This window comes from Nocardioides sp. P5_C9_2 (assembly GCF_054049555.1).
Genome location: NZ_JBFUMD010000028.1, coordinates 1 through 15,713, shown reverse-complemented (window position 1 = coordinate 15,713; position 15,713 = coordinate 1). Strand labels below are relative to the sequence as shown.

Here is a 15,713-nt window from a genome sequence, read left to right as displayed (position 1 = left end):
GGTGTTGCAACACCCGCGAAGTGTCGACTCCCCCGCAGGAGCGGGGGACCAGCCGAGGGGGGCAGCCCCACCTCACCAGGCCTGGAGCGCCGCCGTACGCCGGGACGCCTCGGCGACCTCGGCCGCCTTGAGGGCCGACTCGTCGAGGTTGCCGTGCTCGGCCCACCACTGCTGGCCGGCCTCGGGGAGGGTGTGGATCGGGTCGTAGTACTCGTAGGTGCGCGAGAGCGCGTCGTCGGAGGTGGCCTCGATCGAGGTGCGGTAGTTCTTGGTCCAGTAGGAGATGCCGCGCTCGGTGTCGTAGTCGGCGAGCTGGTGCACCCAGCGCTTGCCGACGAACGGCACGTCACACACGATCCGCGGCGTCGCGAAGCCCGGGAGGTAGCCCATGATGTGGTGCTGCAGGTGCTGGGCGTCGGCGACCGAGACCCGCCAGTGCTCCGAGAACGGGATCATGTCGCACATGTAGAAGTAGTAGGGCATGATCCGGGCGCCGTCGAGCAGTCGGAAGCACAGGTCGAGAAGTGCGTGCGGGTCGGCGTTGACGCCGTTGAGCAGGACGCCCTGGTTGCGTACGTCGCGCAGGCCGGCGTCGAGCATGGCGGTCGTCGCCTGCGCCACGATCGGGGTGATCGAGTTCGCGTGGTTGGCGTGCGTGTGCATCGCCAGCGAGACGCCCCGGGAGCGGGCGAGGGTCGCGACACGGCCGACGCCCTCGACCACGTCGGGCTGCAGCCAGTGCTGGGGGAGGCCGATGAGGGCCTTGGTCGCGAGCCGGATGTCGCGGATGTTGTCGATCTCCAGCAGCCGGGTGAGGAAGTCCTCGAGTCGTGGCCACGGCATGTTGGCGACGTCACCGCCGGAGACGACCACGTCGCGCACCTGGGGCGTCCGACGCAGGTACTCGAACATCGAGTCGAGCCGGTCGACCGGCTTGGCCGTGAACTTGAGCTTCTCGACGACCGGGGTCGAGTTGCCGACCAGGTCCATGCGGGTGCAGTGGCCGCAGTACTGCGGGCAGGTCGGCAGCAGCTCGGCGAGCACCTTGGTGGGGTAGCGGTGGGTAAGACCCTCGGCCACCCACATGTCGTGCTCGTGCAGCGAGTCGCGCGTGGCGTGCGGGTGCGAGGACCAGTCGGTGCGCCGGTCGCTGAACACCGGGATCATGTAGTGCCGGACCGGGTCGGCGTAGAACGCCTCGGTCATCGAGCCGGCGCCACCGGGGGAGAAGGTCGGCACCATCGTGTTCATCATCTGCGGCGGGACCAGCATCGACATGGTGGCCCGCTCGGCCTGGTCGCGCTCGAGGTCGGCGTAGAAGCGCTCGTCGAGCAGGTCACCCATGAGCTCGCGCAGCTGCTTGAGGTTCTTCACGCAGTGCGCGCGCTGCCACTGGACCGACGCCCAGTCCTCGGCGGTGACGGAGGCCCAGCCGGGGAAGCGGGTCCAGTCCGGCTCGACGAGCTCGACGCGCTCGTACGGGTACGGCTGGCCGGTGGCGAGGCCGATCGCGGTCTCGATGCTCATGTCTGGTGCTCCTGATGTGCGGATGGGGCCGGGCTGGCAGGGGCGGCGCGTCGGTTGTGTGACGCGCGACTCCTCTGTCAGAGTAGGCGGAGATCCTCCGGTGAGTCCAATGACGCGCCGCAATATTTCCCGTCTCACGCACCAAGCAGCGAAGGAACAACCGGTCATGTCGACCTCATCGATCAGCACGGCCACCAGCGATCCCACGGGTCTGCACCGGGTCCTCGACGAGGGGACCGTGCTRCCCCAGGCGGCGCAGCGCCTCGACACCCGGCGCGAGCTGTGGTCCGACGAGGTGCGGATCCGGGTCGAGCGGCTCAACCTCGATGCCGCCTCCTTCCGTCAGCTGGAGCGCAGCCACGGCGACGGGGACGGCGTACGCCGCGCGGTCCTGGACATCGTCGCCACCCGCGGCAAGATGCAGAACCCCGAGACCGGGTCCGGCGGCATGCTGGTCGGCACCGTGGAGGAGGTCGGCCCCGAGTCGCCCCTCGGCCTCGCCGTCGGCGACCGCGTCGCCACCCTGGTCAGCCTCACCCTCACCCCGCTGGTGATCGAGGACGACCTCGCCGCCTGGGACGGCACGAGCGAGCAGGTGCCGTGCGACGGCTACGCCGTCCTCTTCGGCCGCTCGATCGCCGCCGTCCTCCCCGACGACCTCAGCMCCGAGCTCAGCCTCAGCGTCATGGACGTCTGCGGCGCGCCCGCCCTCACCCGCCGTGTGGTCGAGGAGTACGCCGCCCGCGGACGCGGCGTGACCGTCGCCGTCGTCGGGGGAGCGGGCAAGTCCGGCTCGCTGAGCCTGGCGGCCGCCCGCGACGCCGGCGCCACCCGCACCATCGGCCTCGTGCCCCACGACGCGGAGGCCGACCTGCTGCGTGGCGCCGGGCTCGCGGACGTGGTGGCCGTCGCGGACGCCCGGGACCCGATCGCCCTGCGCGACGCCGTCGCCGCCGCCGGCGGGCCCGCGGACGTCACCGTGGTGTGCGTCGACGTCCCCGGCTGCGAGGGCGGCGCGATCCTGGCCACCGCCGAGGGGGGCACCGTGGTCTTCTTCTCCATGGCCACGTCCTTCAGCGCCGCGGCGCTCGGTGCGGAGGGCCTCGCCGCCGACGTGCGGATGATCGTGGGCAACGGCTACGTCCCCGGCCACGCGGCGTACGCCCTCGACCTGCTGCGCGCCCACGACGGCGTGCGCGGACTCTTCGAGCGGAGGCTCTGATGGGCAAGCTCACCCTCGACCCCGCGGACGTACGCCGCGCGCGCACCCTCGCGCGCCAGGTCGGGCGTCCGATCGTGAAGACCGCCCAGCAGCACACGACCGTGAGCGTCGAGCGCGCCACGCTGCGCCTGGCCGGTCTGGGCGGCGCCGACGGCGAGGGGACGCCGTGGGTCAACCGGCTCTCGGACGTGGTCCGTGCCGACGTCGGCCTCGAGCACGGCGTGGCCGTCCCCGTCTGGGACGCGCTCCTCCGCGGCGAGGCCGAGGACCTCACCACCCTCGCCCAGAAGGCCAGCGCGGGGTCGGTGACCTTCCGCCTCCCCGAGGGCCGCGACCTCACCCGTGCACGCACCGCTGCCCGCAAGGCCGTCGCTGTCGGCATCAGGCAGATCGACCGTCGCCGGGTCGAGCGCGAGCGGATGATCGCCAAGGTCGGCGATGCGCCCCGCAAACCGTGGATCTACCTCATCGTCGCGACCGGCGACATCTACGAGGACATCCCGCAGGCCCAGGCGGCCGCACGGGAGGGCGCCGACGTCATCGCGGTGATCCGCAGCACCGGCCAGTCGCTCCTCGACTTCGTGCCCGAGGGCGCGACCCGCGAGGGCTTCGCGGGCACCTACGCCACCCAGGAGAACTTCCGCCTGATGCGGGCGGCCCTCGACGAGACCAGCCGCGAGCTGGGCCGCTACGTGCGCCTCACCAACTACGCCTCGGGCCTGTGCATGCCCGAGATCGCGGCCCTCGCCGGCCTCGAGCGCCTCGACATGATGCTCAACGACTCGATGTACGGGATCCTCTTCCGCGACATCAACCCGATCCGCACGTTCGTCGACCAGCGCTTCAGCCGCCAGGTCCACGCCCGCGCGGGCATCATCATCAACACCGGCGAGGACAACTACCTCACCACCGCCGACGCCGTCGAGGCCGCGCACACGGTCACCACCAGCCAGCTGCTCAACGAGTACTTCGCCAAGGAGGCCGGCCTCGAGGACTGGCAGCTCGGCCTGGGCCACGCCTTCGAGATCGACCCGGCGGTGCCGGACTCGTTCCGCCTGGAGCTCGCCCACGCCATGCTCGCGCGCCAGCTGTTCCCCAAGGCGCCGCTGAAGTGGATGCCACCGACGCGCCACATGACCGGCGACGTCTTCCGCGGCTACCTGCTCGACGGCTTCTTCAACCTCGTCGGCGCGCTGACCGACCAGGGCATCCTGCTCGTGGGGATGATGACCGAGGCCGTCGTGACGCCGTGGATCTCCGACCGCGACCTGGCCCTGCAGAACGTCCGCTACGTCATGGACTCCGCCGGCAAGCTGCACGAGGACTTCCACCCCGCCCCGGGCGGCTTCATCAACCTGCGGGCCCGCGAGGTGCTGGGGGAGTCCATCGGCCTGCTCGAGGACATCAAGGCGCACGACAACGGCCTCCTCGACGCCATCGCCGACGGCACCTTCGGGCTCATGAAGCGACCCGCCCACAAGGGTCGCGGCCTCGACGGCGTGGCCCGCAAGGCGGCCGACTACTACAACCCCGCGACCGAGATCCTGGAGGGCCTGTGACCTGCACCCCACGCCGTTCTTCGCCTCCTCCGCTTCGCTCCTCCGACGAACAACACCCTGGGGACCCCGCATGAGCATCGTCCGCCCGTACGGCGACACCACCGGCGACGGCATGGTGCAGCTGTCCTTCACCCTGCCTCTGAGCTCACTCGGGGGCAACTCCAAGGTCGCCGAGGGCGCCGCGGCCCAGCTCGCCAACAAGATGGGCATGGACCCGGCGCTCGTCGTGCACGCCAAGCCGATGGGTGACGGGTTCACGTTCTTCGTCGTCTACGGCCGGGTCAACCACCTCGTCGACACCGACCAGGTCGAGGTCGTCGAGCGCGACTACCCGCTGCTCACGCCCAAGGAGGCCAACGCCGCCATCAAGCGCACGATGCGCCGGCGGATGGTCGTGGTCGGCGGGTGCATCGGGACCGACGCCCACACGGTCGGCATCGACGCGATCCTCAACATCAAGGGGTTCGCGGGGGAGAAGGGGCTGGAGTACTACCGCGAGGTCAAGGTGGTCAACCTGGGCGCCCAGGTGAGCGTCCCGGAGCTCGTCGACGCCGCCCTCACCGAGAAGGCCGACGCCGTCCTGGTCTCCCAGGTGGTCACCCAGCGCGACGCCCACCTGCTCAACACCCGCGAGATGTCCGCGGCGTTCCGCGAGTCCTACCCGGCGGCCAAGCGTCCGCTGCTCGTGGTCGGTGGGCCTCGTTTCGACGAGACGATGGCCGACGAGCTCGGCGTCGACCGCGTCTTCACCCGGGGCACGACGCCCGGGGAGGTCGCCTCCTACCTCGTCCACCGCCTCACGAACCGGAAGGCCTCATGACCGACTCCCGCTCGCGGGTGGGCACCACCGTGACCCACCGGCGCTACGTGCCGTACAGCCACGCCCACTACGCCGGCAACCTGGTGGACGGCGCCTACTCCCTGGGCCTCTTCGGCGACGTGGCCACCGAGATGTGCATCCTGCTCGACGGGGACGAGGGTCTCTTCGCGTCCTACTCCGACGTCCAGTTCGTGGCGCCGGTGCGGGCCGGCGACGTGCTCGAGGTCACCGCGACCCTGGCCCGGGAGGGCACCCGCAGCCGGGTGATGGACTTCGCCGTGCACGTGGTCGCGCGGGGCGCTGCGACCGCTGACGCCCCCGGTGCGGCGACCCTCCTGGACCGCCCCGAGGTGGCCACCACGGCCACCGGCACCGTCGTGGTTCCGCCGCGCCAGCACTGACGACGGCGTGTCCAGCGACGACACGCCGCGCCTGCGTGAAATCTTTTCACCGATTGTGGGTAACTGCCCGCCGCTGACCTGCGAATTCGCGCATTCATGCAGGTCAAGACCATGTTGACACGCGGGCTCGGGGGAGACAGGGTTCCACGGTCCGCCTGTGCAGATCGTGGCCAGCGGACCGACGTCCGAGTGGCCGGTGGGTCGGTGTGAAGCCAGCATCTGGGCCCGCTTGTCCACGGAGGTCGGTCTCGCACCATGAGGGTGGATACGGGGGGCCCCCTGGCTCCGTAGACAACTTCCCACTGCCGGCAGCCGGTCGGTCGTGGGTTGGTCCGAAGGGTCAGCGTGCCCCCCGTCCCGCTGCAGAGCCCGTCCCCACCAGCCCGTCCCCACCAGCCCGTCCCCACCAGCCCGCGGCGATGTCCGGGCCGTGGCCCGGCCGGATAGCGTGAAGCCGTGACGTCCCGATGCCTCGCCGCCCTCCTGGGCGGCGTCGTGCTCTCCCTGGCCTTCGAGCCGGTGGGCCTCGCCGTGCTGATGCCGGTGGCCCTGGCCGTGCTCGTCCTGGCCGTCAGGGGACTGCCGGTCCGGTGGGGTGCACTCGTCGGCTGGCTCTTCGGCGTGGGTTTCATGGCCACCCTGCTGTGGTGGATGCGGGCGGTCGGCACCGATGCGTGGTCGGCGCTCTCGTTCTTCCAGGCGCTCTACTTCGCGCCCCTCGGCATGGTCCTGGCGCTCGTGACCCGGCTCCGGGCCTGGCCCGTCTGGGCCGCCGTGGCCTGGGTGGCGGTGGAGACCTGGCGGGGATCCTGGCCCTTCGGCGGCCTGCCGTGGGGGCGGCTCAGCTACGCGACGGTGGACACGGTGTGGCAGCACGCCCTCCCGTGGCTCGGGATGACCGGCGTCAGCCTCCTCGTCGCGCTCACCGGCACCACCCTGGCCTGGCTGGTCACCAGCCGGCTGCGCCGTCGGCTCGCCGCCCTGCTGGTCGTCGGCGGGCTGGCGGCGGTGACCCTGCTGCCGCTCCTGGGCTCGTACGCCGCCGTCCCCGGCGTCCGCGGCACCGGTGCGGAGCTGACCGTGGCCGCCGTCCAGGGCGACGTACCGGGTGACGGCACCGACGTGCCGTCCGTGCACCGCGAGATCACCGCCAACCACGTGGCGCTGACCGAGCAGCTGGCCGCGGACGTGGCGGCCGGCGACGTGCCGCGTCCCGACCTGGTGGTGTGGCCGGAGAACTCGACCGCCGTCGACCCCTTCACCGACGTCGGCGTCCACGCCGGGATCGTGGCCGCCTCCGATGCCATCGGCGTCCCCATCCTCGTCGGCGGCATGTCGGACTCGCCGCGTCCGGACGAGGTGCTCAACCAGGGCATCGTGTGGCGACCCGGGTTGGGCGGAGGGGACCGCTACACCAAGCGCCACCCGGTGCCCTACGGGGAGTACATCCCCTTCCGCGGCTCGCTGCTGCCCGACACCTACGGGCAGCTCGCGCTGATCCCGCGCGACATGGCCCGCGGCACCAGCCTCGAGCCGCTGCGGGTCGGCGACGCGCTGGTCGCCGACGCCATCTGCTTCGACATCGCCTACGACGACGTGGTGCACGGCCAGGTGGCCAACGGTGGAGAGCTGGTCACCGTCCAGACCAGCAACGCGATGTTCATCAACACCGACCAGATCGACCAGCAGTTCGAGATCAGCCGCCTGCGAGCCGTCGAGACCGGCCGGTACGTCGTCGTCGCCGCCATCAACGGCGTCTCCGGCATCGTCGCGCCGGACGGGAGCGTCGTCCAGAGCGCCGCCCCCCGCACCCAGGACGTGCTGGTCGCGGACGTCCCGCTCGCCCACGGGATGACCCCGGCGGTCCGGATGGGCCCCTGGCCGGGACGCGCCGCGGCGGCGATCACCCTGGTGGGCGTGGCGTTGGCCCTGGTTCCGTATCGTCGTCCTGCACGCCCCGACCACAGGGGACAGACCGGAAGGGCACCGACCATGACGCGGGTCTCCGCATGAGCGCCGACGGCCTGGGGCGTGTGGTGATGGTCATCCCGACCTACAACGAGGTCGACAACCTCGAGTGGATCGTGGACCGGATCCGCGCCGCGCAGCCCACGGTGGACCTCCTCGTGGTGGACGACGGCTCGCCCGACGGCACCGGGCAGGTCGCCGACCGGCTGGCGGCGGCCGACCCGCAGGTCTCGGTGCTGCACCGCACGGAGAAGGCCGGTCTCGGCGCGGCGTACCTGCACGGCTTCCAGGTGGCGATGGACGCGGGCTACGACGTGATCGGCGAGATGGACGCCGACGGCTCGCACCAGCCCGAGCAGCTCCACCGGCTGCTGGACGCGCTGCACTCCGCCGACCTCGTGATCGGCTCGCGCTACGTGCCCGGCGGCTCGGTGGTCAACTGGCCGCTGAGCCGGCAGGTCCTCTCGCGCGGCGGCAACCTCTACGTCCGCCTGCTGCTGGGCATCCGCGTCAAGGACGCGACGGCCGGCTTCCGGCTGTTCCGGCGCGAGGCGCTGGACAAGATCGACCTGGGCAGCGTCCAGAGCACCGGCTACGTCTTCCAGACCGACCTGGCCTACCGCGCGGTGCGGTCCGGCCTGCGCGTCTCGGAGGTGCCGATCGAGTTCGTCGAGCGCGTCCGCGGGGACTCCAAGATGAGCGGCCCGGTGGCCTCCGAGTCACTGCGACGGATCACCCGCTGGGGACTGCGCGAGCGGCGCGCCCAGCTGGTCCACGCCCGGCAGGGACGGCGTACCCGATGAGGCGCGTGCGGATCCCCGGCTGGCTGCTCCTCGTGGCCTTCGTCGTGGTGCCCCTGGTGGAGATCTTCGTGCTGATCCAGGTCGGCCAGGTGATCGGCGCGTGGTGGACCATCCTGCTGCTCGTCGCGGACGGCATCCTCGGGACCTGGCTGATCCGGCGCGAGGGGTCGCGATCGTGGGCGGCGCTGCGTGAGGCCCTGCAGACCGGTCGGATGCCGGCACGGGAGCTCACCGACGCGGGACTGATCCTGGTCGGCGGCACCCTGATGCTGACGCCGGGGTTCGTGAGCGACCTCCTCGGCATCCTGCTGATCCTCCCGGTCACCCGTCCGGTGGCGCGTCGCCTGCTCACCAGGACGGTGGCCAGCCGTCTCCTCGGGACCATGGGCGGTGGCGTCGCCGGACCGATGCGACCCGGACGGGCTCCCGGAGACGCACGACGCCCCGGACCGGGTCCCGAGGGGCCCGTGGTCCGGGGCGAGGTGGTCGACGACGACTGAGTCGTCGGGTGCCGCTGTCAGGCAGATGCGGCCTTGCGCTTCTTGGCGTTGGCGCGGTGCAGGTGCGCCGGGCCGATCTCTCCGCCACGGAGCAGCTCGAGTCGCTCCTTGAGGATGTCCTCGAGCTCCTTCTCCGAGCGCCGCTCCAGGAGCATGTCCCAGTGCGTGCGTGCCGGCTTCTCCGCCTTCTCCTCAGGCTTGATGCCCGCGGTGCTGAGTGCCTTCGCCCCACAGCGAGGGCACTCCCAGATCGCGGGGATGTCCGCCTCGACCGACATCGTGACCTCGAACTCGTGACCCTGCTCGCAGCGGTATCCGACCTGCTGTCGGGCTGCGAACTCGATCCCGCGCTCGTCTTCGAAACTCTGGCCGCCGAGCCGTGCGCCACGTAGCGTGCGCTCCGCCATTGAGCCACCTCCAGATGATGTGTGCTGACCCCGAGTGAGTCGGGAGTGGAACGATCAGATCGATGATCCGTGACGCCGTTTCGGCGGCGTCGTACGTCCTGTGTTCACTCCAAGGTAGCGGGGCGGCCAAGGATCCGACCAATCCCACCGTCGGCCCCACCCGATCGGGTGGGACGGACCTCACACGACGCTCGGGAGCGCGTTGCCGGCGTCCCGGATGCCCCGTTCGGTGTCGACGCGGGTGAGGAGGTAGCCCCCGAGCAGGAAGAAGGCGATCAGCGCGAAGATGGCCGGCCGGTAGGAGCCGGTGAACTGGTAGACGAGGCCGAAGACCAGGGTCCCGAACCACGACGTCCCGCGGTCCATCGCGTGGTAGAAGCTGAAGTACTCCGCCTCCTTGCCGCGGGGGATGAGCAGGGAGTAGTAGGACCGGGCGAGGGCCTGGGTGCCGCCGAGCACGATGCCGACGGCGACGCCGAAGACCATGAAGAGGGCCACGTTGCCGGCGGGCAGGAACAGCGCCGCGGTGACGATGACCATCCAGATGACCAGCCCCATGAGGATCGTCCGCTTGGCCCCCTGCCGCTGCGCCAGGCGCCCGAAGAGGAGTGCGCCGAAGAAGGCGACGAACTGGACCAGCAGGATGGTGCCGATCAGCACCGACTGCCCGTGCCCGAGCTGCTCGGACCCGTACGTCGACGAGCTGGCGATGACGGTCTGGATCCCGTCGTTGAAGAAGAGGTAGGCGACGAGGAAGGTCAGCGCCATCGGGTAGTTGCGCATGTCACGCAGTGTCTGCGCGAGCTGGCCGAAGCTGCGCGCCACCACGTTGCCCTCGGCGGGCTCGACGTTGGTCGGGGGGTGGTTGTYGAGGCGCACGAACGGGATGATCGTGAACACGGCCCACCAGATCGCCGCCGAGAGCATGCAGATCCGGGCGGCCTCGCCGGTGGAGAGGCCGAACGGCAGGATCGTGACGACGGCCAGGTTGACGGTGAGCAGCAGCCCGCCGCCGAGGTAGCCCCACGCCCAGCCGCGCGAGGAGACCCGGTCGCGGTTGGCCTCGTCGGAGATGAGCGGCAGGATCGAGTCGTTGACGACCATCGACGCGGCCAGGCACAGGTTGGCGCCGATGACCGCGACCGCGCCGATCTGCCAGTTCTCCCCCCGGCAGAACCACAGCAGGGAGGCGAATGCCGCTCCGGTCCAGGCGAAGCCTGCGAGCCACTGCTTCTTCTTCTCGGTGCGGTCCATCATCGCGCCGAGCGGCGGCAGGATGAGTGCGGAGAGGATCGTGGAGAACGTCACGAGGTACGACGGCAGCGAGCCCGGGGCGACCGCCAGCCCGAGCACACTGATCCGGTTGTCGACCGCCGCCTCCTTCGCGATCGCGATGAGGTACGGCGCGAGCAGCACGGTCCCGATGGTGGTGACGTAGGCGCTGTTGGCCCAGTCGTACCAGTACCAGGCCTTCTGCTCGCGCTCCTGGGCGAGGGGCCGCAGGTCGGCGACGCCGCCGGGCACGTCGGGGTTCGTCACGAGGGTTCCTCCCACAGGCCACGGCTGCGCAGCACGTCCCTGAGTATGTCGGTGCGGTCGGTCATCAGGCCGTCGACACCACGGTCGACCAGCTCGTTCATCTCGGTCGGGTCGTCGATCGTCCACACGTGGACGTCGAGTCCGTTGGCGTGCGCCCGGCGCACCAGCCCGGGGGAGACGACCACCAGCCGGCCGCGCCGGTGCGGCACCTGCAGCGCCCGGGGCTGGTCCCCGGTGAGGCGGCGCACGAGGCGGGCGCTGGGGAGCACGACGTACGCCGCGACCTCGAGGGGGTGCGCCGACGTGGCCACCCGACCCCCGGTGCGGCGACGGAACTCGTGCATGCGGCGGACGGAGAAGGACCCGACGACCACGCGGTCCCAGGCCCGGCGCTCGTCGAGGAAGGCGGCCAGTGCCTCCACGGCACCGTGGGACTTGAGGTCGATGTTGAAACGGGCGTCGGGGAAGGCGTCGAAGAGCTCGGCCAGCGTCGGGACGCGTTCGCGGCCGCCGATGAGGGCCTGCTGGACGTCGGCGTACGACGTCTCGGCGATCGAGCCGACCCGGTCGGTGACCCGGTCGAGCACGGTGTCGTGGAAGGCCAGCAGGACGCCGTCGCTGGTGACGTGGACGTCGGTCTCGAGGTGGCGGTAGCCGAGGGAGACCGCGTGGCGGAAGGCCGCCATGGTGTTCTCGAGGCCCTCGACCTCGGGGTGGTAGGCACCCCCGCGGTGGGCGAAGGCGAGCACCGTGGGGCGCTGGCGGGACTCGTGCCGTGTCACGCGAGCAGTATGGGCCCCACCGGGAGTACCGTCTGGGAAATGGAGTCCCTCACCTGCCCGCGTTGCGGGACCGAGATGCGCGAGCGCTCGCTGGGCCTCGCCACCGTCAACCAGTGCCCCGACGGCCACGGCGTCTTCCTGGACCGTGCCGACCTCGGGACCCTCGTCGAGGCCGAGACCGACTGGCACGCCGGATCGGCCACGCGCACCGCCCCGATGCCCCGGATCACCCCGGACATGACCGCGCCCCCGGCCGCTGCCAAGCGGTCGAGGGCGTGGGTGGAGACGATCTTCGACTGAGCCGCCCGGCTCAGGCTCAGATGTCGCGGAAGGTCTCGATGTTGGCGCCGAGGAGGTTGAGCCGCTCCGCGAGGTCCTCGTAGCCGCGGTGGATGACGTACGTCGACCGCAGCACCGAGGTGCCCTTGGAGGCGAGCATCGCCAGCAGGATCACCACGGCCGGGCGCAGGGCCGGCGGGCAGACGATCTCGGCGCCCGACCAGTGGGTCGGGCCCTCCACCAGCACCCGGTGCGGGTCGAGCAGCTTGACCTGGGCGCCGAGCTTGTTGAGCTCGGTGAAGTAGATCGCGCGGTTCTCGTAGACCCAGTCGTGCAGCAGGGTCTGGCCCTCGGCCACGGCGGCGATCGCCGCGAAGAACGGCAGGTTGTCGATGTTGAGGCCCGGGAACGGCATCGGGTGGATCTTGTCCAGCGGCGCGCGCAGCGAGCTGGGGTGCGTGGTGATGTCGACCAGGCGGGTGCGGCCGTTGGCGGCGACGTACTCCTCGGAGCTGGTGTAGACGAAGCCCATCTCCTCGAGGATCGCCAGCTCCAGCTCCAGGAACTCGATCGGCGCGCGGGTGATGGTGATGGAGGACTTGGTGACGATGGCCGCGGTGAGCAGCGACATCGCCTCGATCGGGTCCTCGGAGGGGGAGTAGTCGACGTCGACGTTGATCCGCTCGCAGCCGGTGACCCGCAGGGTGGTGGTGCCGATGCCCTCGACGGTCACCCCGAGCTTCTGCAGGTAGAAGCAGAGGTCCTGGACCATGTAGTTGGACGAGGCGTTGCGGATCACCGTGGTGGCGGGGCGCAGCGCAGCGGCCATCAGCGCGTTCTCGGTGACCGAGTCGCCGCGCTCGGTGAGCACGATGGGGCGCACCGGCTCGATGGTGCGGTTGACCATCGCGTGGTAGCTGCCGTCGGTGGCCTTGACGTCGAGACCGAAGGGACGCAGCGCCGACATGTGCGGCTCCACGGTGCGCTCGCCGAGGTTGCAGCCGCCCGCGTAGGGGAGGTCGAACTCGTCGTAGCGGTGCAGCAGGGGGCCGAGGAACATGATCACCGAGCGGGTACGCCGAGCGGCCGCCTCGTCGATGTGGGCCAGGTCCAGCTCGGCGGGTGGGATGATCTCGAGGTCGTTGTGCTCGTTGAGCCAGCGGGTCTGCACGCCGAGGGAGCTCAGCACCTCGAGCAGCCGGTTGACCTCCTCGATGCGCGCGACCTTGCGCAGCGTCGTGCGGCCCTTGTTGAGCAGCGACGCGCAGAGCAGCGCGACGCCGGCGTTCTTGGAGGTCTTGACCTCGATCGTGCCGGACAGGGTGGTCGGGCCGTTGACGCGCAGGTGCGTGGGGCCGGCGCCGAGGGCGACGATCTCGGAGTCGAGGGCGGCGCCGATGCGGGCCAGCATCTCGAGCGAGAGGTTCTGGTGACCCTTCTCGATGCGGTTGATGGCGCTCTGACTGGTGGCCAGGAGCTCGGCGAGCTGGTGCTGGGTGAGCCCGCGGTGCTTGCGGGCGTCCCGGATCAGGTTGCCGATGCGTCCCTTGTAGTCGGTCTCCATGCCGACCAAGGTATCTCAGATATGAGATACGACAAGACTCGTCGAAAGCCGTGTCGGGCACCTCCTCCGGAGGCGTGCAAGGATCGGCGACATGCGTGCAACGACGATCCATGCCCCCGGCGACATTCGCGTCGAGGACGTCCCCGACCCGACCATCGAGGCGCCCACCGACGCCATCGTCAAGGTGGCCGCCGGCTGCATCTGCGGCTCCGACCTGTGGCCCTACCGCGGGGCCAACGACGTCACCGCCGGGGACACCATCGGCCACGAGTGCATCGGCGTCGTGGAGGAGGTCGGCAGCGATGTCACCGACTTCCGGGCCGGGGACTTCGTCATCGTGCCGTTCGACCACTGCGACAACACGTGCGTGCACTGCCGGGCCGGGGCGCACTCGGGATGCGTCAACCTCGGCTTCACCTCCAGCGGGCAGGCCGAGTACACCCGCGTGACCCAGGCCAACGGCTCCCTGGTCAAGACCGACGGCATGCCCGACCGGTCGCTCTACCCGTCGCTGCTGACCCTCTCCGACGTGATGGCCACCGGTTGGCACGCCGCGGTCTCGGCCGGGGTCACCCCGGGCAGCACGGCCGTGGTCGTCGGCGACGGCGCGGTCGGCCTGTGCGGGGTCCTGGCCGCGGCCCAGCTCGGCGCGGAGCGCGTCATCGCCATGTCCCGCCACGAGCCGCGCCAGGAGATCGCCCGGCGCTTCGGGGCCACGGACATCGTCACCGAGCGCGGCGACGAGGGGGCGGCCCGGATCGCCGACCTCACCGACGGTGTCGGCGCGGACGCCGTCCTGGAGTGCGTCGGTACCGACGGCTCCATCACGCAGGCCTTCTCGGTCGCCCGCCCCGGCTCGACGGTCGGCTTCGTGGGCGTGCCCCACGGGGTGGAGCTCCCGGTGCKCCGGATGTTCCAGCGCAACATCGGGCTCGCCGGCGGCATGGCCCCCGTCCGCAAGTACCTCCCCGAGCTGCTCGAGCTCGTCGTCAGCGGCGCGATCGACCCCGGCCTGGTCTTCGACCTGACGCTGCCGCTCGAGGAGTCCCCGGAGGGCTACCGCGCGATGGACGAGCGTCGCGCGATCAAGGTCCTGCTGGAGCCGTGAGATGACGTCCACCTCCGCCGACCTGGTCGTCGGCCCGCTGCTGCGGTACGTCGACGAGACGTCCGCCTCCGTCTGGGTCGAGACGCGCGAGCGCTCGCGCGTCACCGTCACCAGGGACGGGCAGTCCTGGTCGGCCGGCACGTTCGTCGTGCACGACCACCACTACGCCCTGGTCGAGCTCAGCGGTCTGGAGGCGGGGTCACGGGCGGCGTACACCGTGTCGATCGACGACCGACCCGTGTGGCCCCCGGCGGACTCCGGGCTCCCGGAGCCGGTGATCGCGACGCTCGTGCCGGGCAAGCCGCTGCGGATGGCGTTCGGCTCGTGCCGCACCTCGGTGTCGCACGACAAGAAGGGCAACACCTCCCACGGCATCGACGCACTGCGCACCTATGCGCTGCGGATGGCCGGGGTGTCGGAGGCGCACGACCCCGATCCGGACCTGGCCGAGCCGCGCTGGCCGGACCTGGTGCTGTTCCTCGGCGACCAGGTGTACGCCGACGAGACGACCGACGCGATGCGCGACTTCATCAGTGCCCGGCGCGACATCGAGGAGCCGCCGTGGACGGAGCTCCAGGACTACGAGGAGTACGCCCACCTCTACTCCTTGGCGTGGACCGACGAGACCAACCGTTGGCTGCTCTCGACGCTCCCGAGCGCGATGATCTTCGACGACCACGACATCCGCGACGACTGGAAYACCTCGCAGGCCTGGCGTGACGAGATGGAGGCSACCTCGTGGTGGCACGGACGGATCGTSGCSGGGCTGGCCTCGTACTGGGTCTACCAGCAYCTCGGSAACCTGTCRCCGCAGGCGCGTCTCGAGGACGAGATCTGGCGTCGCGTGGTCGAGCACACCGGGGACGACGAGCTGGACCTGACCGAGGTGCTCGAAGCCTTCGCCGACCGGGTCGACCAGGAGCCGCAGACCTACCGGTGGAGCTACGCGCGAGAGTTCGACGACCAGGCCCGCCTGGTCGTGGTGGACTCCCGCGCCGCCCGCGTGCTGGACCCGGACCAGCGTGCCCTGCTCGACCCCGACGAGCTGGCGTGGCTCGACGAGCACATGCGCGGCGACGTCGACCACCTGCTCATCGGCACCTCGCTGCCCTTCATGCTCGCCCGCGGCCTGCACCACCTCGAGGCCGCCGGCGAGGCGATGGCGGGCGGGGCGTGGGGCCGGCGTGGGGCCGGCGTGGGGGAGTGGGCCCGCCAGCTCGTCGACCTCGAGCAC

The 15,713-nt window shown here is 71.0% G+C and carries 15 protein-coding genes; 10 read left to right on the top strand and 5 right to left on the bottom strand.

Going from position 1 to position 15,713, the window contains the following annotated elements; translation table 11 throughout:
* Window positions 1–72: 72 nt before the first annotated feature.
* Entirely contained in the window at window positions 73–1,527 is a 1,455-nt protein-coding gene (locus tag ACXJKL_RS02885) for a KamA family radical SAM protein (RefSeq protein ID WP_457205544.1), read from the bottom strand.
* A gap of 166 nt (window positions 1,528–1,693) precedes the next feature.
* On the opposite strand from ACXJKL_RS02885, the gene kdd reads away from it, so the two are divergent.
* The 7 genes from kdd (at window position 1,694) to ACXJKL_RS02850 (ending at window position 8,800) form a co-directional block, all read left to right on the top strand.
* The gene (kdd, locus tag ACXJKL_RS02880) at window positions 1,694–2,749 is read left to right on the top strand and encodes an L-erythro-3,5-diaminohexanoate dehydrogenase (protein ID WP_457205543.1); all 1,056 of its coding nucleotides are present in this window, start codon (window positions 1,694–1,696) and stop codon (window positions 2,747–2,749) included.
* On the top strand, window positions 2,749–4,308 hold the full coding sequence (gene kamD / locus ACXJKL_RS02875; RefSeq protein WP_457205542.1) for a lysine 5,6-aminomutase subunit alpha: 1,560 nt from the start codon (window positions 2,749–2,751) through the stop codon (window positions 4,306–4,308). The genes kdd and kamD overlap by 1 nt, the downstream gene beginning before the upstream one ends.
* Before the next feature lie 70 nt (window positions 4,309–4,378).
* A complete protein-coding gene (kamE, locus tag ACXJKL_RS02870; protein ID WP_457205541.1) occupies window positions 4,379–5,128 on the top strand; it encodes a lysine 5,6-aminomutase subunit beta in 750 nt (249 codons plus the stop codon).
* On the top strand, window positions 5,125–5,529 hold the full coding sequence (kal, locus tag ACXJKL_RS02865) for a 3-aminobutyryl-CoA ammonia lyase (protein WP_457205540.1): 405 nt from the start codon (window positions 5,125–5,127) through the stop codon (window positions 5,527–5,529). The genes kamE and kal overlap by 4 nt, the downstream gene beginning before the upstream one ends.
* Before the next feature lie 456 nt (window positions 5,530–5,985).
* Window positions 5,986–7,542 (top strand): apolipoprotein N-acyltransferase, encoded by a 1,557-nt coding sequence (gene lnt, locus ACXJKL_RS02860; RefSeq protein WP_457205539.1) that lies wholly within the window; start codon window positions 5,986–5,988, stop codon window positions 7,540–7,542.
* Entirely contained in the window at window positions 7,539–8,300 is a 762-nt protein-coding gene (locus tag ACXJKL_RS02855; protein ID WP_457205538.1) for a polyprenol monophosphomannose synthase, read from the top strand. The genes lnt and ACXJKL_RS02855 overlap by 4 nt, the downstream gene beginning before the upstream one ends.
* Window positions 8,297–8,800 (top strand): FxsA family protein, encoded by a 504-nt coding sequence (locus ACXJKL_RS02850; RefSeq protein ID WP_457205537.1) that lies wholly within the window; start codon window positions 8,297–8,299, stop codon window positions 8,798–8,800. Before ACXJKL_RS02855 ends, ACXJKL_RS02850 begins: the two co-directional genes overlap by 4 nt.
* A gap of 17 nt (window positions 8,801–8,817) precedes the next feature.
* On the opposite strand, the gene ACXJKL_RS02845 is transcribed toward ACXJKL_RS02850, so the two are convergent.
* The 3 genes from ACXJKL_RS02845 to ACXJKL_RS02835 form a co-directional block, all read right to left on the bottom strand.
* A complete protein-coding gene (locus tag ACXJKL_RS02845; protein WP_457205536.1) occupies window positions 8,818–9,207 on the bottom strand; it encodes an RNA polymerase-binding protein RbpA in 390 nt (129 codons plus the stop codon).
* Window positions 9,208–9,387: 180 nt separating this feature from the next.
* Window positions 9,388–10,746 carry an MFS transporter gene (locus tag ACXJKL_RS02840; protein WP_457205535.1) on the bottom strand — a complete coding sequence of 453 codons (1,359 nt, stop codon included), beginning with the start codon at window positions 10,744–10,746 and terminating at the stop codon, window positions 9,388–9,390.
* Complete coding sequence (locus ACXJKL_RS02835; protein ID WP_457205534.1) at window positions 10,743–11,528, bottom strand: glycerophosphodiester phosphodiesterase; 786 nt, start codon at window positions 11,526–11,528, stop codon at window positions 10,743–10,745. The genes ACXJKL_RS02840 and ACXJKL_RS02835 overlap by 4 nt, the downstream gene beginning before the upstream one ends.
* Window positions 11,529–11,567: 39 nt before the next feature.
* Here ACXJKL_RS02835 and ACXJKL_RS02830 point away from each other — a divergent pair, with 39 nt between their 5' ends.
* Window positions 11,568–11,828, top strand: coding sequence for a TFIIB-type zinc ribbon-containing protein (locus tag ACXJKL_RS02830; RefSeq protein WP_457205533.1), 261 nt, complete (start codon window positions 11,568–11,570; stop codon window positions 11,826–11,828).
* Between the two features lie 16 nt (window positions 11,829–11,844).
* Here the strand turns inward: ACXJKL_RS02830 and ACXJKL_RS02825 are convergent, their stop codons facing one another.
* Window positions 11,845–13,371 carry a helix-turn-helix domain-containing protein gene (locus ACXJKL_RS02825; RefSeq protein WP_457205532.1) on the bottom strand — a complete coding sequence of 509 codons (1,527 nt, stop codon included), beginning with the start codon at window positions 13,369–13,371 and terminating at the stop codon, window positions 11,845–11,847.
* Between the two features lie 91 nt (window positions 13,372–13,462).
* Between ACXJKL_RS02825 and ACXJKL_RS02820 the strand changes: the two genes are divergently transcribed.
* Both ACXJKL_RS02820 and ACXJKL_RS02815 read left to right on the top strand, forming a co-directional pair.
* Entirely contained in the window at window positions 13,463–14,479 is a 1,017-nt protein-coding gene (locus tag ACXJKL_RS02820; RefSeq protein ID WP_457205531.1) for a zinc-dependent alcohol dehydrogenase family protein, read from the top strand.
* A 1-nt stretch (window position 14,480) separates the two neighbouring features.
* Window positions 14,481–15,713: DUF7800 domain-containing protein (locus ACXJKL_RS02815; RefSeq protein WP_457205530.1), on the top strand; the 1,233-nt coding region annotated here is incomplete at its 3' end.

Excerpts from the sequence above, each read along its gene's own strand:
- kamE (WP_457205541.1), top strand. The coding sequence starts at position 4,379 with ATGAGCATCGTCCGCCCGTACGGCGACACCACCGGCGACGGCATGGTG.
- ACXJKL_RS02825 (WP_457205532.1), bottom strand. The coding sequence starts at position 13,371 with ATGGAGACCGACTACAAGGGACGCATCGGCAACCTGATCCGGGACGCC.
- ACXJKL_RS02850 (WP_457205537.1), top strand. The coding sequence starts at position 8,297 with ATGAGGCGCGTGCGGATCCCCGGCTGGCTGCTCCTCGTGGCCTTCGTC.
- kal (WP_457205540.1), top strand. The coding sequence starts at position 5,125 with ATGACCGACTCCCGCTCGCGGGTGGGCACCACCGTGACCCACCGGCGC.
- ACXJKL_RS02830 (WP_457205533.1), top strand. The coding sequence starts at position 11,568 with ATGGAGTCCCTCACCTGCCCGCGTTGCGGGACCGAGATGCGCGAGCGC.
- ACXJKL_RS02885 (WP_457205544.1), bottom strand. The coding sequence starts at position 1,527 with ATGAGCATCGAGACCGCGATCGGCCTCGCCACCGGCCAGCCGTACCCG.
- ACXJKL_RS02855 (WP_457205538.1), top strand. The coding sequence starts at position 7,539 with ATGAGCGCCGACGGCCTGGGGCGTGTGGTGATGGTCATCCCGACCTAC.
- ACXJKL_RS02845 (WP_457205536.1), bottom strand. The coding sequence starts at position 9,207 with ATGGCGGAGCGCACGCTACGTGGCGCACGGCTCGGCGGCCAGAGTTTC.
- kamD (WP_457205542.1), top strand. The coding sequence starts at position 2,749 with ATGGGCAAGCTCACCCTCGACCCCGCGGACGTACGCCGCGCGCGCACC.